Annotated in this window: 17 protein-coding genes; 8 read left to right on the top strand and 9 right to left on the bottom strand. The window is 66.6% G+C overall.

What is annotated here, in order from left to right; translation table 11 throughout:
- Positions 1–10 precede the first annotated feature (10 nt).
- Entirely contained in the window at positions 11–3,547 is a 3,537-nt protein-coding gene (locus QMX83_RS05810) for an ATP-binding protein (RefSeq protein WP_282295703.1), read from the top strand.
- A gap of 9 nt (positions 3,548–3,556) precedes the next feature.
- Here the strand turns inward: QMX83_RS05810 and mdtD are convergent, their stop codons facing one another.
- The 6 genes from mdtD to QMX83_RS05780 all read right to left on the bottom strand — a co-directional run bounded on the left by mdtD (position 3,557) and on the right by QMX83_RS05780 (position 8,923).
- The gene (mdtD, locus tag QMX83_RS05805; RefSeq protein WP_282295702.1) at positions 3,557–4,960 is read right to left on the bottom strand and encodes a multidrug transporter subunit MdtD; all 1,404 of its coding nucleotides are present in this window, start codon (positions 4,958–4,960) and stop codon (positions 3,557–3,559) included.
- A gap of 10 nt (positions 4,961–4,970) precedes the next feature.
- A complete protein-coding gene (gene hemE / locus QMX83_RS05800; RefSeq protein WP_282295701.1) occupies positions 4,971–6,044 on the bottom strand; it encodes a uroporphyrinogen decarboxylase in 1,074 nt (357 codons plus the stop codon).
- Between the two features lie 32 nt (positions 6,045–6,076).
- Positions 6,077–6,322 carry a WGR domain-containing protein gene (locus QMX83_RS05795; RefSeq protein ID WP_282295700.1) on the bottom strand — a complete coding sequence of 82 codons (246 nt, stop codon included), beginning with the start codon at positions 6,320–6,322 and terminating at the stop codon, positions 6,077–6,079.
- A 76-nt stretch (positions 6,323–6,398) separates the two neighbouring features.
- Entirely contained in the window at positions 6,399–7,508 is a 1,110-nt protein-coding gene (gene aroB, locus QMX83_RS05790) for a 3-dehydroquinate synthase (protein ID WP_282295699.1), read from the bottom strand.
- Complete coding sequence (locus QMX83_RS05785) at positions 7,501–8,046, bottom strand: shikimate kinase (RefSeq protein WP_282295698.1); 546 nt, start codon at positions 8,044–8,046, stop codon at positions 7,501–7,503. The genes aroB and QMX83_RS05785 overlap by 8 nt, the downstream gene beginning before the upstream one ends.
- A gap of 37 nt (positions 8,047–8,083) precedes the next feature.
- Positions 8,084–8,923, bottom strand: coding sequence for a kinase (locus QMX83_RS05780; protein WP_282295697.1), 840 nt, complete (start codon positions 8,921–8,923; stop codon positions 8,084–8,086).
- Between the two features lie 42 nt (positions 8,924–8,965).
- Here QMX83_RS05780 and pdxH point away from each other — a divergent pair, with 42 nt between their 5' ends.
- On the top strand, positions 8,966–9,565 hold the full coding sequence (pdxH, locus tag QMX83_RS05775; protein ID WP_282295696.1) for a pyridoxamine 5'-phosphate oxidase: 600 nt from the start codon (positions 8,966–8,968) through the stop codon (positions 9,563–9,565).
- A gap of 16 nt (positions 9,566–9,581) precedes the next feature.
- On the opposite strand, the gene QMX83_RS05770 is transcribed toward pdxH, so the two are convergent.
- The 3 genes from QMX83_RS05770 to prpR form a co-directional block, all read right to left on the bottom strand.
- On the bottom strand, positions 9,582–12,050 hold the full coding sequence (locus tag QMX83_RS05770; RefSeq protein WP_282295695.1) for a hypothetical protein: 2,469 nt from the start codon (positions 12,048–12,050) through the stop codon (positions 9,582–9,584).
- 77 nt (positions 12,051–12,127) lie between these two features.
- Positions 12,128–12,298: a hypothetical protein gene (locus QMX83_RS05765; protein WP_282295694.1), complete on the bottom strand. Its 171-nt coding sequence runs from the start codon at positions 12,296–12,298 to the stop codon at positions 12,128–12,130.
- 362 nt (positions 12,299–12,660) lie between these two features.
- Positions 12,661–14,256, bottom strand: a complete 1,596-nt coding sequence (gene prpR, locus QMX83_RS05760; RefSeq protein WP_282295714.1) for a propionate catabolism operon regulatory protein PrpR — start codon at positions 14,254–14,256, stop codon at positions 12,661–12,663.
- A 156-nt stretch (positions 14,257–14,412) separates the two neighbouring features.
- Here prpR and prpB point away from each other — a divergent pair, with 156 nt between their 5' ends.
- From prpB to prpF, 6 genes are all read left to right on the top strand, one after another.
- Positions 14,413–15,303 (top strand): methylisocitrate lyase, encoded by an 891-nt coding sequence (gene prpB / locus QMX83_RS05755; RefSeq protein ID WP_282295693.1) that lies wholly within the window; start codon positions 14,413–14,415, stop codon positions 15,301–15,303.
- A 28-nt stretch (positions 15,304–15,331) separates the two neighbouring features.
- Entirely contained in the window at positions 15,332–16,489 is a 1,158-nt protein-coding gene (gene prpC / locus QMX83_RS05750) for a 2-methylcitrate synthase (protein ID WP_125360045.1), read from the top strand.
- A gap of 135 nt (positions 16,490–16,624) precedes the next feature.
- Positions 16,625–19,246, top strand: a complete 2,622-nt coding sequence (gene acnD / locus QMX83_RS05745; RefSeq protein ID WP_282295692.1) for a Fe/S-dependent 2-methylisocitrate dehydratase AcnD — start codon at positions 16,625–16,627, stop codon at positions 19,244–19,246.
- A gap of 145 nt (positions 19,247–19,391) precedes the next feature.
- Entirely contained in the window at positions 19,392–19,640 is a 249-nt protein-coding gene (locus QMX83_RS05740) for a type II toxin-antitoxin system ParD family antitoxin (RefSeq protein ID WP_282295691.1), read from the top strand.
- Positions 19,637–19,957 (top strand): type II toxin-antitoxin system RelE/ParE family toxin, encoded by a 321-nt coding sequence (locus QMX83_RS05735; RefSeq protein ID WP_282295690.1) that lies wholly within the window; start codon positions 19,637–19,639, stop codon positions 19,955–19,957. Before QMX83_RS05740 ends, QMX83_RS05735 begins: the two co-directional genes overlap by 4 nt.
- Entirely contained in the window at positions 19,957–21,141 is a 1,185-nt protein-coding gene (prpF, locus tag QMX83_RS05730) for a 2-methylaconitate cis-trans isomerase PrpF (RefSeq protein ID WP_282295689.1), read from the top strand. Before QMX83_RS05735 ends, prpF begins: the two co-directional genes overlap by 1 nt.
- Positions 21,142–21,173: the final 32 nt, after the last annotated feature.

Raw genomic sequence — 21,173 nt, 5'->3', positions numbered from 1 at the left:
AGATCCATTGGTGGTGCCTTTGCGTTGGCTGCTCCTGTTGGCGATGGTGATGCTTCTGCCAGCGCGCGTGATGGCGCAGCCCGTGCCGCCCACGCCGCGGCAGTTGACCGTGTTCGACGGTCTGCCGTCCAATACGGTCAATCGCATGGCCGAAGACGGCTACGGCTACCTGTGGCTGGCGACCAACGATGGGCTGGCGCGCTTTGATGGGCGCAACTACCGGATCTGGCGCGCCGAGGACGGTCTGCGCGACAACCACGTGTGGAGCGTGCATGTGGATGCGCGCAACCAGTTGTGGATCGGCACCGAGAATGCCGGATTGGCGATGATGTCGCCGGATCGCCGCGAGCTGAAATTCTACGATCGCAGCAGTCACCCTGAGCTGGGCAGCAACACCATCTGGGCGATCACCTCCACCCCGGACGGTGCGGTGTGGTTCGGCACCTATCTGGGCGGGCTGTATCGGCTGCGGCCCAATGGCGCGCTGACCCGCTACATGCCCGAGGCCGGCAATCCACGCAGCCTGCCATCGGCGTCGGTGGTGCAGCTGGCGACCACGGTGGACGGCAGTCTCTGGGTCGGTACCAAATCCGGGCTGGCGCGCTGGACGGGTACGGACTTTGAGCGCGTGCCGCCGGGCACGCTGCCCGAAGACAACATCAATGGCCTGACTTCCGAGCTGGATGGCAGCCTGTGGATCAGCACCAATCACGGGGTCATCGTCCGCCGTCCCGACGGTCGTTTCGAGCCAGCACCGTGGAAGGTCAGCGAAGGCGACCAGGTGCTGGGAATGATGTTGCGTGATGAGCAGGGCGGATACTGGCTCGACACGCGCTCGGGTCTTGGACGCGCCTACAACGGCCAGTTCCAGCAGGTCCCGCTCTACAGCGCGCTGGCGCGCGGGCAGGTGCGACCCAACTGGGCGGGAGCCTACGAGGACCGGGAGGGGGGCATCTGGCTGGCCAGTACCAACGGTGGCCTGTGGCATCTGCTGCCACGCTGGTGGCAGTTCTCCGTCCTGTCGCGGCTGGAGGACGATCCGAAGTCGCTGCGCAACGCGTATGTGCTCGGCTTGGCCGCGTCGGCGGACGGGGGAGTCTGGACGGTGGGTACGCACGGTGCGCTGGACAAGTTCGACCCCGCCACCGGGCAGGTGGAGCAGCACCGCACCTGGGTGGATGGCATCAACTGGCTCATGTCGGTGACCGAGGATCCGCATGGACGGGTCTGGATCGGTTCCAACGGAGCGCTGGTGCGGTATGACCCGCGTGACCGCTCGATGCGCCGCTGGGGGCGGGACGCCGGTGCCGATGCCAGCCTTGCGGGCGTGGTGGAGTCGATGGTGATCTGCGATGACGCGCACCTGTGGGCGGCCGCCGTCGGTGGCGTCCAGCAGCGCAATCTGGAGGGAGGGGTGACCCAGCGGGTCGCGCCCGGTCAGGCCGGGCTGGGCAGCGGCCAGGTGGTGCAGAGCCTGTTGTGTGGTCCGGACGACCACCTCTGGCTGGCGACCAGCCAGGGCATGATGCACTGGGTGCCGGGGCAGGAACGATTCGAACCGATGCCCGGTGGTCCCGTACGCGGGGTGCACGCCATGGCGCTGGCCGACGACGACTCGGTCTGGGTCTCGGAGGAGGGTCGGCTCAGTCGTTATCGTTGGAGCGGCACCCAGTTGCAGCGCCTGGCGCTGGTGGGTGCGGCCGATGGCTATCCCGAGCTGGCCGCGACCGGGCTGGCCGTGGATGCCCAGGGGGTGGTGTGGGCTGCGAGCGCCCGCGGCTTGATCCGTGTGGATACCGCGCACGCCAACGTGCGTCAGTACGGCGTTCACGACGGTCTGCCCAGCCAGGAATTCCGTACCAACACCCTGGTCCGGACGGCCAGTGGGCGTCTGGTCGGCGGCACGCCGGCGGGCGTGGTTCTGTTCGATCCAGACCAGGTACGCCCGGCATCGCGCCGCGCGCCGCTGGTGATCGAGCGGGTTGAAGTGCGTCGCGGTGAGCGGGTTCTCGATCTGACCCATCTGGCTCCGCTGGAGATTGCCGACGCCGACCGTGATCTGCGCATTGTGGCGCGGCTGCTGTCGTTCGCCGATTCCTCGTCCAACAGCTACCGCTACCGCCTGGCCGGCTATGACCCGGATTGGGTGGAAGTCGGGCCCGGAGGCGAACGCGTGTTCTCGCGCCTCCCACCGGGACGATACCGGCTGGAAGTGCAGGCGCGCTCGGCGGACCTGGTCTGGTCACGGGTGCAGGCGCTGGATTTCAGAGTCCTGCCGCCGTGGTGGCGCAGCCTGTCCGGGCTGCTGGTGCTGACCTCGATGGCGCTGCTGCTGTTGAGTCTGTTCGCCTGGTTGTACCGCCGTCGCCTGCAGCGCCGGCATGCCTATCAGCTCGCGTTGCACAAACAGGAGCTGGCCGAGCAGGCGTCGGCGGCGAAGACCCGCTTCCTGGCCAACCTCGGCCACGAGGTGCGTACGCCGATGACCGGGGTGCTGGGCATGAGCGAGCTGCTGCTGTCCTCGTCGCTGGATGCGAAACAGCGCAGTTATACCGAGTCGATCCGGCATGCCGGCGAACATCTGCTGCACCTGGTGAACGATGCGCTGGACCTCGCCCGCATCGAGTCCGGTCGATTGCAGCTGCAGCAGCTGCCGTTCCCGCTGCAGCCGCTGATCGACGATGTCTGCACGCTGATGACCGCATTGGCGGAACAGAAGCAGCTGCGGTTCGTGCTCGACAACACGCTGCCTGAAGGCACCTGCAGTGTTGGTGACGCCCTGCGTCTGCGCCAGATCCTGCTCAACCTGCTCGGAAATGCGGTCAAGTTCACCCGTCAGGGCGAAGTGCGGCTGACCGTGCGCGCGCTGGCACCGGACCGGGGGCTGCACCTGGAAATCTCCGATACCGGGCCTGGCATCAGCAGTGACCAGCAGGAGCGGCTGTTCCGGCGATTCGAACAGGCCGATGGCGCGCGCACCGCGGCCCAATATGGCGGCAGCGGGCTGGGGCTGGCGATCTGCCGTGAGCTGGCGCTGGCGATGCAGGGACAGATCGAGGTGGACAGCCAGCTGGGCGTGGGCACGCGGTTCACGGTCACGCTGCCACTGCCTCTGCAGCCGGCGATGGCAGCGGTGGTGGCCGGTGCGGGTGGGGTGGTGCAGGGGCAGCCGCTGCCGCCCTTGCGCATTCTGCTGGTGGAGGATGATGAGACCGTGGCCAGTGTGATCAGCGGGCTGCTGGGCGCGCGCGGGCATCAGGTCGAGCATGCGGTCCATGCGCTGGCGGCGCTTCGCGAGGTGAGCGCGGCGAGCTTCGATGTCGCCTTGCTGGATCTGGACCTGCCGGGTCTGGGCGGCATGGAACTGGCCGGACACCTGCGCAACCAGGGCTATCGCATGCCGCTGCTGGCGGTGACCGCACGGACCGATCCCGGTATCGAGGATCAGGTGCGCGAGGCGGGCTTCAGCGGTTTCCTGCGCAAGCCGGTCACGGCCGACCTGCTGGAAGAGGCGATTGCGCGGGTGCTGCTGGACGGTTCCCGGTAACGACGTCGCCTACTCGGCGACCTCCTCCACGTCGCGCGGAGAAGGGCGGGTGTCCGGCAGCTGCCAGAAGATCACCGTGGAGGTCAGGGTGATCGCGCCGACACAGACAAACGTGGCATGCAGCGCGGCGGTGGCCCCATGCAGGACGTCCAGATGATCGAAGGCGGCCAGCAGACTGCCTGCAGCGGCTGCGCCGAATCCGGTCGCCAGCATCATCACCATCGACAGCAGGCTGTTGCCCGAGCTGGCGAAGTCACGATCCAGGTCGCGCAGGGTCACGGTGTTCATGACCGTGAACTGCAGCGAGTTCACTGCGCCAAACAATGCCAGTTGCACCAGCCGCAACCACATCGGCTGGCCCGGCAGCATGAACATGAAGCTGGCCATGGCCACACCCACCAGCACCGTGTTGACCATCAGCACGCGCCGATAGCCGAACCGCTCGACCAGTTTGACCGCGTAACGCTTGGACAGCATGCCGGCGGCGGCTACCGGAATCATCATCAGTCCGGCATTCATCGGACTCATGCCCAGGCCCACCTGCAGGAGCAGGGGAATCAGCAGCGGCATCGCGCTGCTGCCAATGCGTGAAAACAGATTGCCCAGAATCCCGATCCGGTAGCTGGGCACATGGAACAGGGCCAGCGAGAACAAGGGGGCGGTGGAATTGGCGGCGTGCAGCCAATAGCCGACCAGCGCCGCCAGCCCGGCCACCGTCATCAGCATGACAAGCGCATGCGGCGTGCCCATGCCGGAGATGCCGTCCAGCGCCAGTGACAGCACGACCATGCCGAAGGCCAGCATCAGGTAGCCGGCCAGATCGAAGCGGGTGCGATGCTCGGCATAGTGGTCCGGCATCACCTTCATGGCCCAGACGTAGCCGATCACGCCGATTGGCAGGTTGATCAGAAACACCCAGTGCCAGGACGCGACCTCGACCAGCCAGCCGCCCAAGGTCGGGCCGATGAGCGGACCGATGAGGGCGGGAATGGCAATGAAGCTCATCGCACGCAGGAACTGCTCGCGCGACACCGAGCGCATCACGGCCAGCCGCCCCACCGGCAGCAGCATCGCGCCGCCTACGCCCTGCAGCACGCGGGCGGCAACCAGCTGGTGCAGCGTCTGCGCCAGCGCACAGGCCAGCGAGCCCAATGTAAACAGGATGATCGCGACCAGAAACGTGCGACGCGTCCCGAAGCGGTCCGCGATCCAGCCAGAGGCAGGAATGAAGGTCGCCACCGCCAGTGCGTAGCTGAACACCACCGACTGCATCTGCAGCGGACTCTCGCCCAGGCTGCGCGCCATCGCCGGCAGCGCGGTATTGACGATGGTCGAATCCAGCATCTGCATGAAGATCGCCAGCGATACCAGCCATAACAGCGGGCGGATCGAGGCATAGCTGGCGGTGGTCATGGCAGGTTCCTCAGCGCCGGCTCAAACGGTGCACGGCCTCCACCAGCACCTGCACATGCTCGGGGTTCATGTCCGGCGACATGCCATGGCCGAGGTTGAACACGTGCCCCTCGCGTGAGCCCTGGTTGCCCTGGGCGTAGCTGTCGAGCACCTGGCCGGCAGCGCGTTCGATCGCTTCGGGATTGCCATACAGCGTGGCCGGGTCGAGGTTGCCCTGCAGCGCCACGCGACCACCGGTACGCGCCACCGCGTCGGACAGGTCGAGGGTCCAGTCCACGCCCAGGGCGTCGGCACCGGTGTCGGCGAGTGCGCCCAGGTGCAGTCCGGTGCCCTTGCCGAACAGGATCAACGGCGTGCGCGTCTCGCCCTGGCCGCGGTCCAGTTCCTGCGCGATGCGGGTCAGGTAGCGCAGCGAGAATTCGCGGTACATCGCCGGGCTGAGCACACCCCCCCACGTGTCGAACACCTGCAGCACCTGTGCGCCGGCGGCGCGCTGTGCGGCCAGGTAGGCGACCACCGCGTCGGTCACCACCGACAGCAGCTGGTGCAGTGCTGCCGGTTCGTTCAGGGCCATCGCTTTGATCCGGGCGAAGTCCTTGCTGCCGCCGCCTTCGACCATGTAGCAGGCCAGCGTCCACGGGCTGCCGGAGAAACCGATCAGGGGCACCCGGCCATCCAGTTCGCGACGGATGACCCGCACGGCGTCCATGACGTAGCGCAGTTCGGTTTCCATGTCCGGCACCGCCAGCCGCGCGATGGCAGCGGCGTCGCGCACCGGGTGGCGGAATTTCGGGCCTTCGCCTTCAACGAAGTACAGCTCCAGTCCCATCGCGTCGGGCACGGTCAGGATGTCCGAGAACAGGATCGCCGCATCCAGGTCGTAGCGGCGCAGCGGCTGCAGGGTCACCTCGCAGGCGATCTCCGGGTTCTTGGCCATGGCCAGGAAGCTGCCGGCTTTTGCGCGGGTGGCGCGGTACTCCGGCAGATAGCGGCCCGCCTGGCGCATCAGCCAGACGGGGGTGCAATCCACCGGTTCGCGACGCAGTGCGCGCAGCAGGCGATCGTGGCGGGTATGGCTGGTCACGTAAGGCTTCCTTGGAATGTGCGCTGCCGGGCTTACGGCAGCAAGGGATGCGAAAGGATCTGGAACTGGCGCGTCAGCAACGCGTCACGCTCGCGCTCGAACGCGTGCTGTGCCTGATCGGCCTGTTCGAACTGGGTCACCCGAAGCTGCGAGCGCCGGCCGGGGCTGCCGCTTTCGCGCAGCAGCTCCCAGCAACCGAACAGGTCCGGTTGCAGGGTCAGCCGCACGAAGCGGACCGGCTCGGAGCCGCCGAGATGTTGCTGCAGGTAGACATGCATGGGCGCAATTGTAACGGTCGGGCGTGCAGGCGGCCGTCACTGCGTCCTCCCAGCCCGTGCGGCGAACGGTCGCAGTTCAGCCGGCCTGAAGCTCGGCCAGCACCTGTGCCTCGTCCACGTCGGCAACCACTTCGGCGCGGCCGATCCCGCGCCACAGCACCAGCCGGAGGCGGCCGGCGACGTTCTTCTTGTCCAGACGCATGCGTTCCAGCAGAGCCTGCGGCTTCAACCCCGCTGGAATCGCAACGGGCAACCCATAGCCGACCAGCAGGTCGTGCAGGGCCTGGGTATCGGCCGGGTCGCTCATGCCGAGCCGCACCGACAGGCGTGCCGCCAGCACCATGCCCACCGCGACCGCTTCGCCGTGGTTGAGGTTGTCATTGCCCGGGGCACCGTAGCCCTGTTCGGTCTCAATGGCGTGGCCAAACGTGTGGCCCAGATTCAACAGCGCCCGCTCGCCACGCTCGAAGGGATCGCGGGCGACGATATCGGCCTTGTGCTCGCAGCTGCGGGCGATGGCCTGGGCCAGCGCGGCATCGTCGGCGGCCAGCAGTGCGCTGCGCTCGGCCTGCAGCCACTGGAAGAACAGCGGATCGCGGATCGCCCCGTACTTGATCACTTCGGCCAGGCCGGCGCGCAGTTCGCGCGGTGGCAACGTACGCAGGGCCGCCGTGTCGGCGATGACTGCACGTGGCGGGTGGAACGCCCCCACCAGATTCTTGCCTTCCGGAATGTCCACCGCGGTCTTGCCGCCGACCGACGAGTCCACCATGGCCAGCAGCGAGGTGGGCAGCTGCACGCAGTCCACGCCGCGCATCCAGCAGGCGGCGGCGAAGCCGGCCAGGTCGCCGGCGACGCCGCCGCCCAGCGCCATGACGCAGGCGTCACGGGTGGCTCCCAGGGCGGCCAGTGCAGTCATCGCCGCGCCAAAGTTGGCCAGCGTCTTGGATGCTTCACCGGCGGGCAGCACCAGTTCCCCGATCAGCAGGTCCGGGCGCTGCCCCAGCAGTGCCTGTCGGACCCCGGCCAGATACAGCGGGGCGACCTCGCTGTCGCTGAGCAGCAGGACATGGCGGCCGCGCACATGCGCGGCCAGCAGTTCACCCTGGCTCAGCAGGCCCGGGCCGATGTGGATGGTGTAGGGGGTGTCTGCGCCGACGGCGACAGTGCGGGGAGCGCTACTCATGGGGGAGGTCCAGGCGTTGCCATTGCGTGGCCAGACGCAGCACCAGCTGCGCGGTGGCCTCTGCAGGCGTGTAAAGGTCGGTGTCCAGCGTCAGGTCGGCCAACGCTTCATACAGGGGGTCGCGCAGCGCCGCCATTTCCTGCAGTACCTGTTCCCGGTCGGGGCGCTGCAGCAGGGGGCGCGTGCGGTCGCGTGCGAGTCGTTCCAGCTGTGCGGCAACGCTGACCCGCAGGTACACCACGAAACCACGCCGCGCGATGGCCTGGCGGTTATCCGGGTCGAGCACGGCGCCGCCGCCGGTGGACACCAGCTGGCCGCTTCCGTCCAGCAACGCGTGCAGGACGTCGCGCTCATGCTGGCGGAATCCGGCTTCACCAGCGTGTTCGAAGATCGTGGCGATGCTGGCACCGGCTGCGTCCACGATGGCCTGGTCAGCGTCGACGAAGTCCAGCGTGAAGCGCTCGGCCAGTCGACGTCCAATGCAGGTTTTGCCGGCCCCCATGGGGCCGATCAGGATCAGGTTCGGTGCAGGATTCATCGCCGCTGATGCTACCACCTCTGCGGCATTTGACCGCTCAGTCGGCAGTGGTTGCCGATGCAACCACCTGGCGCTGGTCGTCCAGCACCACCACCCGGTCGGCCCGGTCCGGCAGGCAGCGCAGGGCCTGTCGACTGACCCGCTCGTAGTATTGAACGAAGCGCTCAAGCTGGGGTCGACTCATGCTGCTGCGTTCTGGCTGTGCGGCCTGCAGGTGCTGTTCCTGCTGCCAACGCCAGCGCGGCACCACCGCAAAGTCCGGTGGCTGCAGAAACCACAGGCGGTCACAGCGCTGCCACAGTGCCGGGTAGTGTTCAGCCAGCGCCTGGTTGCACCACGCCCGCCAGCGTCCATCGGCATCCGCTTCGCGTTCAAGCGCGTTCAACGGTGCACGCAACTCCTCGGGCGACTGTGCCGGCGTGCCCAGGAACCAGCCTTCGAACACCAGCAGGTCCAATGCCCCGTCCAGCCGCGGCCACTGCGCCTGGGCCATGCGCTCGTCGGCCAGTTTATCGAAACGGGGCAGGGCGACCGGCTGTCGTGCGGCAATCGCGTCCAGCGTCGCGTGCGCCAGCGGCAGATCGTGGGTGCCCGGCGGTCCGCGGGTCAGCAGCAACGGGTGCACCTGCCGCGCCAGGCGCTGGCGCTGTGCACGGGTCAGGTAGAAATCGTCGATCGACAGGGCGGCTGCGCGCAGCCCGCGAGCGGCGGCCAGCGCCACCACCTGCGCGGCCAGCGTCGATTTGCCACTGCCCTGCAGGCCGCTGATGGCCAATACTGGCACCGGGCTGGGCACGGCCAGGGCGTCTTCCAGCGCCTGTGCCACCAGCTCGGCCGGAAATCCTTTGTCGCGGGGCATGTACGGCGCGGTACGCATGCGACGACAATAAACCCACTGCGTGAAGAAGCCAAACCCCTCATGACCGATCTCTACACCGAAGCGCTGACCACCTTTGCCGCGTTGTTTGATGAAGCCAAGGCCAGTGCCGAACTCGAACCGAATGCCATGACCGTGGCCACCGCCGATGCGAACGGTCGCCCGTCGGCACGAACCGTGCTGCTCAAGGCTTTCGACGCGCGTGGTTTTGTCTTCTACACGCACCTGGACAGCCACAAAGGGCGCGAATTGAAGACCAATCCACACGCCGCGCTGCTGTTCCTGTGGCGCAGTCTGCGTGAGGCGGGCATCCAGGTCCGGATCGAAGGACGTGTCGAGCCGGTGGACGCCGCCGAAGCCGATGCTTATTTCGCCTCGCGTCCCCGCATGAGCCAGATCGGGGCCTGGGCCTCGCTGCAGTCACATACGCTGGGCTCGCGTGAGGAATTTGATGCGCGCGTGGCCGCGGCCGAAGCCAGCTTCGCCGGCCGCGACGTGCCGCGGCCGGAGGGCTGGAGCGGGCTGCGCGTCGTCCCGGAACGCATCGAGTTCTGGTACGGCGCGCAGTTCCGCCTGCACGAACGCTGGTGCTATGAGTCCGCTGCCGATGGCCAGTGGAGCAAGCGCCTGCTGTATCCGTAAGCGCTGACTGCGCGACTCACCGCAGCGGGGACGGCGGCAGCACCGGCGGGCCGATCAAGGGGGAGGCCCGCTTCACGCGTTGGGTCTGCTCGGCCAATGCGATGAACAGCCCCTGCACCTGGGTGCGCCGCGTCTGCACGTCCGAGGTGCGGTTCAACGCCACCAGTTGGGCCAGGCCGCGGCGCTGTGTGGCCGAGAGGCCTGCTGGCCCCGCATCGCGATTGAGCCAGTAGCGCGCTTCGCTGGCAGCCACCGATCCGGGCGTGGCGAGCGCCAGCGCCAGGCGGTCCACGTCGGGTCCGTGTCGGTCCAGCATGTTCGCCCACACTGTGGTCTCGCTGCTGTCGCGCGTGTGCAGCGAGTTGTAGCGCAGCAGCAGGCCGGTGATCGTGCTGCTGTGCAGCCATTCCCTCTGCGGTATCTGCTCCAGTCGCTGGTACTGCAGGCCGACCTTGGCCGACATACCGGGGGCCATCGGCACCGGCGTGCTCAGGTTCATGCCGTGCGCGCTGCCTACCGAGACGCGCACGGTCTGGAGATGCGCGCCTTTCGCCCCCGCAGGAAAGCCTTGCTCCTGCTGGAAGCGTGGAGTGAACAGCCGGATCACGAAGCGTGCATTGGCCGTGCTCGGGAACGTCGGCGACAGATGCTGCAGCACCTGTTTGATGTCCTCGGTGGGCAGGGTTTCCCATTCGCCGGGCAGGCTGCGCTGCATGATCGCCAGCAGCTCGCCCACCGAATAGCTGACCTCGGCCGTCAGGGTCACGTCCAGGTAGGTGCCGGCGCGCAGGGGATCGGGATCATCACGCTCGTGGCGGGCCACGTTGACGCGCGCCCCCATCCCGACCACGCCCAGTGCAGCGGTCACAGCCGCAGTACCCTGGCGCGTGGCCAGCCGCTGGGTCATCGGGCGGAACGCGTGCGTGGCCCGGTGCACCTGCTGCCGGTCGTGCGGAAGGCGGCAGTCGTGGATGCGGTTGGCCAGCTCCTGCACACGCTGCTGAAGCGTGTCCCAGTCCGCGCGGGTCTCGCTGTTCTCCACCGGACAGGGGGTGGCCTGCAGCCAGGCCAGTGTGTCGAGCATGCCGATCATGACCGGTTCGCAGCCGGCTTTTTCGCTGCCCCAGTCGCGGGCCAGTGATTCCAGCGGTGGCCGGGCCTGGCTGGGGGCGGTGAGGGCATGCCGTGCCAGCGCTTCCAGGTGATCGAATTCCACTTCAAGGTGACTCACCGCGGCAAGACGCTTGCCGAGCGTGGACATCGGATCCGGCGCGCGCAGGATGTCCTGGACCAGTTGCAACGTGCGCGAGCGCGGTGTGTCCGGCCCGTGCAGCGCGGGCGGCAGCCGTTCCTCAAGGCACTGCAGCAGCGGCCTTTCCTGGCGTAGTGCGCGCGAGGCGGTGTCATCATCGGTCAGTCGCACCGGCAGCTCGCTGGTGACTTCGGTATTCGAAAGGCCTGCAGAGGCGGCCAGACCCGCAACGCCGGCACCGGCATGCGCACCCACCTCGCCACCTACCGTGCGTATGCTCGCCGCGATCGGTGGCGGTGGGGCAGGATGGAACAGGGTGGGACGCAGCGGCGTACCGTGTGCGAGCAGCATCGGCAGCCGCGTCTGCCAGGCCAGAGCCGTGCTGACGCGCTCGGCGTATCGGTCGCGACGCGGACCGACCATGCGCTTGGCCATGCGCAGCAGGCGCGGACCACCGAGTTTGCGCGCGACTGAAGCGCGCGCCAGTTCCAGCACGCGATCCTGCATTTTGTCAGCCACTTCGCCGGTACTGCGCGCCAGGTGGGCACTGGCATGTGCGCCAGCGCCGATACCGGCGGGAAGTCCGGCTTCGACCGACGCGCGCCCACTGACCGTGGTCGTGGTGAAGGTCGCCACGGCCAGATCGTCGAAGGTCGCCGTGCTGGTCGCGCGATTCACCGCACCCGTGATGCCGGCGTCTACCGCGCCGGGAAGGCCAAGTGCGGCTCCGAGACTGAAACCACGCGAGGTTTCGCGCATGGCACCGGGATAGTTGTTGATCTGCTGGCGTTCGGTGTACTGCTGCACTTTGCGCTTCAGCAGCAGCTCCGCCTCGGCGGACCGGGTCAGGTCATACGCGGCCGCGCGCAGCAGCTGCTGGCGCTCGGACGCCTGGTGCGCGGGCGGCAGTCTCTTGAGCAGGCGGGCGATATGGCGGATGGCGGATCGATCAAGCCGCTCGGCGTGATCGCGCTGCAGTTGTCCCACTGCCTTTGCGAATGCTGGAGACTCGTTCGCGGCCAAATCGCTCAACAGTGCATGGATCTGCACGGTCAACACATGCAGTGCATCCTCCGGGCTTTCGTCATCGGTCGCGGCGTTGGCCGACCCGACATCGGAGAACTGCGTCATGCGCAGCTGCGGCGCGCGCGCCTTCGGCACCGATGCCGACGCCTTGGCTGGATTGATGGCGCTGGCGTTGCTGATGTGGATCGGGCGGGGTGCGGTGACCAATTTCTCCTTTCGCTCATGACGAAGCAAGCGGACAGCGACAGGGGTCTTCGGTGGAGCGGTATCTACGGGTGCAGGACTCATGAATAAAAAACCTCTTGGCGACGGGCGGTCATACGGTGCATGGCAGTGGGATGCATGCCGATGGCACGCATAGCGATGACGGAAGCAGCAATCTCTGCAATCTGTCCGAGATCGAACCTACCGTTGCCAGTCGCCTGATGGGGATGCGCTGCGGCGGAATAATTCACGCACGGTTCTGACTGATGAACACGATTAAAGTCCGCAAAATGCGAGTGAAATGCATTCCACGATCAAGGCAGTGCATGGCGGATGTCGAACCATGCGTATTACGCCATTACCCGCACGTTTGAATGCGTTGGGATGGCTGGCGTGGCTGCCAGATAGCAGGGCAGCGGCGACACGATGTGCCGTGGCTCGGTGTCCGCGTAGCGGGAGATCGTGTGCTGGAACAGCACACGCGATTGATGAACGCAAACTCCCTTCGCAATGCGGCGCGATGCGACAGGTTTTTGCCAATCAGATCGTCGGATTAAACCGAAATTGCCTGTAGGTTGTTTCCGTCCTGCGCGAACAATTCTGCAACCGGGAATCAGTCGCGCTGGCGCAGCCAACGCCACAGCGTCGTTCGCGACACGCCGAGGCGCGCGGCCAGCGCCTCGCGGTTGCCGCCGCTGTCGGCCAGCCATTGCTCCAGCCGGTGCACATCCGGTCGACGAGAGACGGCGGTGGTGGTCGGGTCGTGCGACTCGGCCGGTGTGGGGGCACCGTGCAGTTCCGGTGCCCATTCCAGCAGTCGTGACAGGGGCAAAGGGCCGGCCGAGGCTGGCCAATGCACGCGCAGGCGATCCACCAAGTTGCGCAGTTCGCGCACATTGCCCGGCCACGCATAGCGACACAGCCGATGCAGGGCGTCAGCATCCAGCGGATCGGGACGCTGGCCCAGTTGACGGAAAAAGTGCTCGATCAGCAGCGGCACATCCTGGGCGTGCTCACGCAGTGCGGGCAGGGTGATGCGCAGGGCGGCCAAACGGTAGAACAGGTCGCGGCGGAACGCGCCTGCCTCTACCTTGGCCTCCAATGCCTGCAGGGTCGCCGCCACCACTCTGACGTTCACTGCCACCGGCTCGGTCGCGCCCACCCGCAGCACCTCGCGTTCTTCCAGAACCCGCAGCAGGCGGGTCTGCAACGGCAGCGGCAGTTCGCCAATCTCATCCAGGAACAGCGTCCCGCCGTCAGCCGCTTCCACAAGGCCGACCCGACCGCCACGACGCGCCCCTGTAAACGCGCCCTCGGTGTAACCGAACAGTTCCGCTTCCAGCAGCGACTCGCTGATGGCACCGCAGTTGATCGCCACGAAGCGACCGCGTCGCCCACTGGCGGCGTGCAGTTGGCGGGCGACCAGTTCCTTGCCGGTGCCGGTGGCTCCGCTGACCAGCACGGTGCTGTCGTGCGGCGCATACAAGGCGATGCGCTCGCGCACCTGTTGCATGGCCGGGCTGTCGCCTAGCAGCGCTTGGGCGCGCTCGATGCGTCGCGGCGGTGCGCGGTGGCGGGTCGAAGTCACGCCGGAGCGGGCCAGGGTCTGGGTCAGTTCCAGTGCGTGCTCGAATGCCTGCCGGACCGAGTCCGCCGAGTACAGCAGCACGCCGGGCAGGCCCATCTGCTCGGCGTGGTCGATGGCCATGCCGGTACCGACGATGACTTCAATCCCGTTCGCGCGCAGGTCGGCGATGCAGTCGCGGGCATCTTCGCGGGTGACAAAGCGCCGATGCTCGATATCCAGCCCGAAACTGTGCTGGAAGCTGCTGAAGGTCGGCACGTCGGTGGCGTGGGTGACCAGGCCGATGCGAGGTGCAATCCGGCGCGCCCGCGCCAGTGCCTCCATCAGGTCAAAGCCGTTGGCCTGGATGGGTACCAGCGGGACCTCCAGCCGGCTGCGCAGGTAGGCGGCGTTGGAGCCGCCGGCAATCACCACGTCGCAGTGCTCGCGGCGCAGCCGCTGTCCGATCACATCGACCGCTTCCTCGAAGCCCAGGTTGATCGGCACGATCCGCGCGCGACGGTCGAACTCGGGAATCACATCGCCCAGCAGCCCGGTGAGGCGCGAAACGCTCACCGTCCAGATCACCGGCAGGTGGCCAGGGTCCGGATCGGGAAGGCGCGGGCGGGGCGGGTGCAGAGACATGGTCAGCCAGGGCTGTTTCAGAGGTTCCATGTTACATCTGTTTCAATGTTTCATTATGAAACACTGGCGGCAGGTGCTGATCGCAATGAATTCAGTCACTTGGGTGTTGGCACGCGCTTTGCGCACCTATACGGGTCACCCCTGATGGAAGGTCGAATGTCCACCTCTGTTTCCTCTGCCGGCGCGCGCTTCCGCGCCGCCCTGGCCGCCGAGTCACCGCTGCAGGTGATCGGTGCGATCAATGCCAACCATGCGCTGCTGGCACAACGCGCCGGTTACCGTGCGATCTACCTGTCCGGCGGCGGCGTTGCCGCAGGGTCGTTGGGCTTGCCGGACCTGGGCATCAATACCCTGGAAGATGTTCTGATCGACGTGCGCCGCATCACCGACGTGTGCGACCTGCCGCTGATGGTCGACATCGACACCGGTTTTGGCCCGAGCGCGTTCAACATCGCCCGCACGGTCAAGTCGCTGATCAAGGCCGGCGCGGCCGCCTGCCACATCGAGGACCAGGTCGGGGCCAAGCGCTGCGGTCACCGTCCCGGCAAGGAAATCGTCTCGCAGGGTGAAATGGTCGACCGCGTAAAGGCGGCCGCCGACGCCAAAACCGACCCGGACTTCTTCCTGATCGCCCGTACCGATGCGATCCAGGTGGATGGGGTGGACGCGGCCATCGAGCGCGCCATCGCCTGCGTGGAAGCCGGTGCGGACGGCATCTTCGCCGAAGCCGCCTACGACCTGGACACCTACCGCCGCTTCGTCGATGCGGTGAAGGTGCCGGTACTGGCCAACATCACCGAGTTCGGCAAGACCCCGTTGTTCACCTGCGACGAACTGGCGTCGGCCGGCGTGGCCATCCAACTGTTCCCGCTGTCCGCCTTCCGCGCCGCCAACAAGGCCGCCGAGAACGTGTATGCGACCATCCGTCGCGATGGCCACCAGCGCAACGTGGTCGATACCATGCAGACGCGCGAGGAACTCTACGACCGTATCGGCTACCACGCGTTCGAGCAGCAGCTCGATGCGCTGTTTGCCGCCAAGAAGTAAATCCGTACTACCGTATTCTGGAGGGATCATGAGCGAAGCAACCACCGCCCCCGGCTTCAAGCCGAAGAAGTCCGTCGCCCTGTCCGGCACCGCGGCCGGCAATACTGCGCTGTGCACCGTGGGCCGCAGTGGCAATGACCTGCACTATCGCGGCTACGACATCCTGGACCTGGCCAACACCAGTGAGTTCGAGGAAATCGCCCACCTGCTGGTGCACGGCAAGTTGCCGACCCGTGCCGAACTGACCGCCTACAAGGCCAAGCTGAAGTCGCTGCGTGGCATCCCGGCGGCGGTCAAGGCCGCACTGGAAGAGCTGCCGCCGTCGGCGCATCCGATGGACGTCATGCGTACGGGCGTTTCCGTGCTGGGTTGCGTGTCGCCGGAGAAGGATGACCACAACCATCCAGGCGCGCGTGACATCGCCGACAAGCTGATGGCCTGCCTGGGCTCGATGCTGCTGTACTGGTACCACTGGAGCCATAACGGCCGTGCCATCGACGTGGAAACCGACGATGACTCCATCGGCGGCCACTTCCTGCACCTGCTGCACGGCGAGAAGCCGCAGGACTCGTGGGTGCGCGCGATGCACACCTCGCTCATTCTGTATGCCGAGCACGAGTTCAACGCCTCCACCTTTACCTGTCGCGTCATTGCCGGCACCGGCAGCGACATGTACAGCTGCATTGCCGGCGGTATCGGCGCGCTGCGCGGACCCAAGCATGGCGGTGCCAACGAAGTAGCCTTCGAGGTGCAGAAGCGCTACGACAGCCCGGACGACGCCGAGGCCGACATCAAGGCCCGGGTGGAGCGCAAGGAAGTGGTGATCGGCTTCGGCCACCCGGTGTACACCGTCAGTGACCCGCGCAACAAGGTCATCAAGGACGTCGCCCGTGAGCTGTCGGCCGAGCAGGGCAATCTGAAGATGTACGACATCGCCGAGCGCCTGGAGTCGGTGATGTGGGACATCAAGAAGATGTTCCCGAACCTGGACTGGTTCAGCGCGGTCAGCTACCACATGATGGGCGTGCCCACCGCGATGTTCACCCCGCTGTTCGTCATCGCCCGCACCTCCGGTTGGAGCGCGCACGTCATCGAGCAGCGTATCGACGGCAAGATCATCCGTCCCAGCGCCAACTACACCGGCCCGGAAGACCAGGTCTTCGTGCCGCTGTCCGAGCGCCAGTAACGCCATGGAGAGGGCGGCGGTACGTCGCCCCTCGCATGGGCCCGCCAACGATCGCCGGTAGCGCCGGCCGTTGGCCGGCCCACGCAATCCAAGCCCCGGCCCGCCAACCTGTAGTGCACGCCAGCCATGACCGCTATGAACACGCAACACCGCAAAACCCTTCCCGGCACCTCGCTGGACTATTTTGATGCCCGCGCTGCGGTCGACGCGATCGCGCCGGGGGCCTATGCCACGCTGCCGTATGTCTCGCGCGTGCTGGCCGAAAATTTGGTGCGCCGGTGTGACCCGGGTACCCTCGAAGCTTCGCTCACCCAGTTGATCGAGCGCCGCCAGGACCTGGATTTCCCCTGGTTCCCGGCGCGGGTGGTCTGCCACGACATCCTTGGCCAGACCGCACTGGTCGACCTGGCCGGCCTGCGCGACGCCATCGCCGACGGCGGCGGCGACCCGGCCAAGGTCAATCCGGTGGTGCCGGTGCAGCTGATCGTCGACCATTCGCTGGCGGTGGAGTGCGGTGGCTATGACCCGCAGGCGTTCGAGAAGAACCGCGCCATTGAAGACCGTCGCAACGAAGACCGTTTCCACTTCATCGACTGGACCAAGCTGGCCTTCCAGAACGTGGACGTGATTCCGCCGGGCAACGGCATCATGCACCAGATCAACCTGGAGAAAATGTCGCCGGTGATCTACGTGCAGGACGGCGTGGCCTTCCCCGATACCTGCGTCGGCACCGACAGCCATACCCCGCACGTGGACGCGCTGGGCGTGATCGCGATCGGCGTTGGCGGGCTGGAAGCGGAGAACGTCATGCTGGGACGTGCGTCCTGGATGCGCCTGCCCGATATCGTCGGCGTCGAACTCACCGGACGGCCGCAGCCGGGCATCACCGCGACCGACGTGGTGCTGGCCCTGACCGAATTCCTGCGCGCCGAGCGCGTGGTTGGTGCCTGGCTCGAGTTCTTCGGCGAAGGGGCCGCGGCGTTGACCATCGGCGACCGTGCCACCATTTCCAACATGTGCCCGGAGTACGGCGCGACGGCGGCGATGTTCTACATCGACAGCCAGACCACCGATTACCTGCGCCTGACCGGGCGTGAGGAAGCCCAGGTCGCGCTGGTCGAGACCTACGCCCGCACCACCGGTCTGTGGGCCGATGACCTGGTCACCGCGCAGTACCCGCGCGTGCTGAAGTTTGACCTGTCCAGCGTGGTCCGCAACATGGCCGGCCCGAGCAACCCGCACCGTCGCCTGCCGGTGTCGGCACTGGTCGAACGCGGCATTGCCGATGCTGCCAAGCTGGAAGCGGGCAAGGCCGAGCAGGCCCAGGGCCTGATGCCGGATGGCGCGGTGATCATCGCGGCCATCACCAGCTGCACCAACACCTCCAATCCACGCAACGTCATTGCCGCGGGCCTGCTGGCACGCAAGGCCAATGAGCGTGGGCTGCTGCGCAAGCCGTGGGTGAAGTCCTCGCTGGCTCCGGGCTCCAAAGCCGTCCAGCTCTATCTGGAAGAAGCCGGGCTGTTGCCGGACCTGGAAAAGCTCGGCTTTGGCATCGTCGCGTTCGCCTGCACCACCTGCAATGGCATGAGCGGTGCGCTGGACCCGGTCATCCAGCAGGAAATCATTGATCGCGATCTTTACGCCACCGCCGTGCTGTCGGGCAACCGTAATTTTGACGGCCGCATCCATCCCTATGCCAAGCAGGCCTTCCTCGCTTCGCCGCCGCTGGTCATCGCCTACGCCATCGCAGGCACTGTGCGTTTCGACATCGAGAAGGACGTGCTGGGCTTGGACGCACAGGGCAACGAGGTGCGTTTGAAGGACATCTGGCCGACCGACGCCGAGATCGACGCGGTGGTGAAGGCGGCGGTGAAGCCGGAGCAGTTCCGTAGCGTCTACAACCCGATGTTCAACATCCGCGTCGAGCACGCTGGACCCACGGTCAGCCCGCTGTACGACTGGCGTCCGCAGAGCACCTACATCCGCCGACCGCCGTACTGGGAAGGTGCGCTGGCCGGTGAGCGCACGCTGGCCGGCATGCGTGCGCTGGCGGTGCTGCCTGACAACATCACCACGGACCACCTGTCGCCGTCCAACGCGATCCTGGCATCCAGCGCCGCCGGCGAGTACCTGGCGAAGATGGGCCTGCCCGAGGAGGACTTCAATTCTTACGCCACCCACCGTGGCGATCACCTCACCGCGCAGCGTGCCACCTTCGCCAACCCCAAGCTGTTCAACGAAATGGTGCGCAACGAAGACGGCAGCGTGAAGCAGGGCTCGCTGGCCCGGGTCGAACCGGAGGGCAAGGTCATGCGCATGTGGGAGGCGATTGAAACCTACATGGAGCGCAAACAGCCGCTGATCATCATTGCCGGCGCGGACTACGGGCAGGGCAGCTCGCGCGACTGGGCCGCCAAGGGGGTGCGACTGGCGGGTGTGGAGGTGATCGTCGCCGAAGGCTTCGAGCGCATCCACCGCACCAACCTGATCGGCATGGGCGTGCTGCCGCTGGAGTTCAAACCGGGCACCACCCGCCTGACCCTGGGCATTGACGGCACCGAGACCTTCGACGTGATCGGCGCACGCACGCCGCGTGCCGATCTCAGCCTGATCATCCACCGTCGCGACGGACAGGATGTGGTCGTACCTGTGACGTGCCGCCTGGACAGCGACGAGGAAGTGGCCATTTACGAAGCCGGCGGCGTGCTCCAGCGCTTCGCCCAGGACTTCCTGGAATCCACCCAGGCCGCCTGACCCAAACCCCGGTAGAGCCACGCCCTGCGTGGCTTTCCCGGACAACGCCAAGCGCTCGCCCCCCAACCATGAACCCCGGAACCTTGCACCCAGACCCTTGACGGCGCACCATCAATGGCAATTATTGCCATTCCGAGCTTTCCTGATGGCCACCATGAACATCTCACTCAGCGACCCGCTCAAGCAGTTCGTCGACGAAGAAGTCAACGAAGGTGGCTATTCGAGCACCTCCGACTACGTGCGCGACCTGATCCGGCAACGCCAGCGGCAAAAGGCCGAAGACCTGCTGCGGCAACTCATCGCAGAAGGTCTGGCCTCCGGGCCGGCCAAGCCGTTGGAGCCAGATCACTTTGATCGCATGCGGGAACGTGCTCGGCAGCGGGCGAAGGAATGAAGCATGCGCGCTGGCATGACCAGGCCCTGCAGGATGCCGATGAGGCAGCCGAGTGGTATGCAGGGCAAGGAGGCGCACCACTGGAATTGGCCTTCATTGACGCATTGCAGGCCGCCGTAAATCGCTTGCAGGTCACGCCCGGCGCGGGCTCGCCCAGGCACGACGGTCTCATGGAAGGTCTCGCCGCGCCGCTCAGGTTCATGCCCATCCGACGGTTTGACGACTACCTCATCTATTACATCGAGCTTCCCACGCATCTGCAGGTACTGCGCATCTGGAATGCGCGCCGTGGCCTGTATGCTTTACTGGAGTCGTAATGAGCTTTCTACCCCAACTCCGCATTCCCGCCACCTATATGCGCGGTGGCACCAGCAAAGGTGTGTTCTTCCGCCTGCAGGACCTGCCCGCTGCCGCCCAGACCCCGGGCCCCGCGCGTGACGCGCTGCTGATGCGCGTGATCGGCTCGCCCGACCCGTATGGCAAGCACACCGACGGCATGGGGGGCGCAACGTCCAGCACCAGCAAGTGCGTGATCATCTCGGGTACTTCGGTACCCGATCATGATGTGGACTATCTCTACGGCCAGGTCTCCATCGACACGGCGTTCGTGGACTGGAGCGGCAACTGCGGCAATCTCAGCACGGCGGTCGGGCCGTTTGCGATCAGCAACGGCTTCATCGACCCGGCGCGCGTTCCGCACAACGGCACCTGCACCGTGCGCATCTGGCAGGCCAACATCGGCAAGACCATTCTGGCGCATGTGCCCATCGTCGACGGCCAGGTACAGGAAGACGGCGACTTCGAACTGGACGGGGTGACCTTCCCGGCCGCCGAGATCGCGCTGGAGTTCATCGATCCGTCCGATGACGCCGACGGCGGAACCATGTTCCCCACCGGCAACCTGACCGACACGCTGGACGTCCCCGGCGTCGGCAGCTTCACCGTGACCATGATCACCGCCGGAATTCCGACCATCTTCCTCAATGCCGCCGACCTCGGTTACACCGGTACCGAGCTGCAGCCGGCGATCAATGAGGACAAGGCCGCGCTGGCCCGCTTCGAGGCGATCCGCGCGCACGGTGCGGTGCGCATGGGCCTGATCGAACACATCGACCAGGCCGCCACCCGCCAGCACACCCCCAAGGTCGCCTTCGTCGCGCCGGCACAGGATTACGTGTCCTCCAGCGGCAAGCAGATTCCCGCCCAGGACATCGACCTGCATGCGCGCGCGCTGTCGATGGGCAAGCTGCACCACGCCATGATGGGCACCGCCGCCGTGGCGATTGGCACAGCTGCGGCCATTCCGGGCACCCTGGTCAATCTGGCCGCTGGCGGCGGTACGCGCGACGCGGTGACCTTCGGGCATCCCTCCGGCACCTTGCGGGTCGGTGCACAGGCGGCCCAGGTGGATGGCGAATGGGTGGTCACCAAGGCGTTGATGAGCCGCAGCGCACGCGTGTTGATGGAAGGTGCGGTACGGGTGCCGGCCGGCACCCTCTAACCGCCACACCGTAGAGCCACGCCCTGCGTGGC

The sequence above is a fragment of the Stenotrophomonas sp. PS02289 genome, assembly GCF_029960115.1.
Taxonomy (GTDB): Bacteria; Pseudomonadota; Gammaproteobacteria; order Xanthomonadales; family Xanthomonadaceae; genus Stenotrophomonas.
This window is presented reverse-complemented; position numbering and strand designations above follow the sequence as displayed.

Bases quoted from the DNA above. Each gene is read 5' to 3' on its own strand.
- prpF (WP_282295689.1), top strand. From the start codon at position 19,957: ATGAGCTTTCTACCCCAACTCCGCATTCCCGCCACCTATATGCGCGGT.
- pdxH (WP_282295696.1), top strand. From the start codon at position 8,966: ATGACCGATCTCTACACCGAAGCGCTGACCACCTTTGCCGCGTTGTTT.
- prpR (WP_282295714.1), bottom strand. From the start codon at position 14,256: ATGTCTCTGCACCCGCCCCGCCCGCGCCTTCCCGATCCGGACCCTGGC.
- QMX83_RS05740 (WP_282295691.1), top strand. From the start codon at position 19,392: ATGGCCACCATGAACATCTCACTCAGCGACCCGCTCAAGCAGTTCGTC.
- QMX83_RS05795 (WP_282295700.1), bottom strand. From the start codon at position 6,322: ATGCATGTCTACCTGCAGCAACATCTCGGCGGCTCCGAGCCGGTCCGC.
- acnD (WP_282295692.1), top strand. From the start codon at position 16,625: ATGAACACGCAACACCGCAAAACCCTTCCCGGCACCTCGCTGGACTAT.
- prpB (WP_282295693.1), top strand. From the start codon at position 14,413: ATGTCCACCTCTGTTTCCTCTGCCGGCGCGCGCTTCCGCGCCGCCCTG.
- mdtD (WP_282295702.1), bottom strand. From the start codon at position 4,960: ATGACCACCGCCAGCTATGCCTCGATCCGCCCGCTGTTATGGCTGGTA.
- aroB (WP_282295699.1), bottom strand. From the start codon at position 7,508: ATGAGTAGCGCTCCCCGCACTGTCGCCGTCGGCGCAGACACCCCCTAC.
- prpC (WP_125360045.1), top strand. From the start codon at position 15,332: ATGAGCGAAGCAACCACCGCCCCCGGCTTCAAGCCGAAGAAGTCCGTC.
- QMX83_RS05785 (WP_282295698.1), bottom strand. From the start codon at position 8,046: ATGAATCCTGCACCGAACCTGATCCTGATCGGCCCCATGGGGGCCGGC.
- QMX83_RS05780 (WP_282295697.1), bottom strand. From the start codon at position 8,923: ATGCGTACCGCGCCGTACATGCCCCGCGACAAAGGATTTCCGGCCGAG.
- QMX83_RS05735 (WP_282295690.1), top strand. From the start codon at position 19,637: ATGAAGCATGCGCGCTGGCATGACCAGGCCCTGCAGGATGCCGATGAG.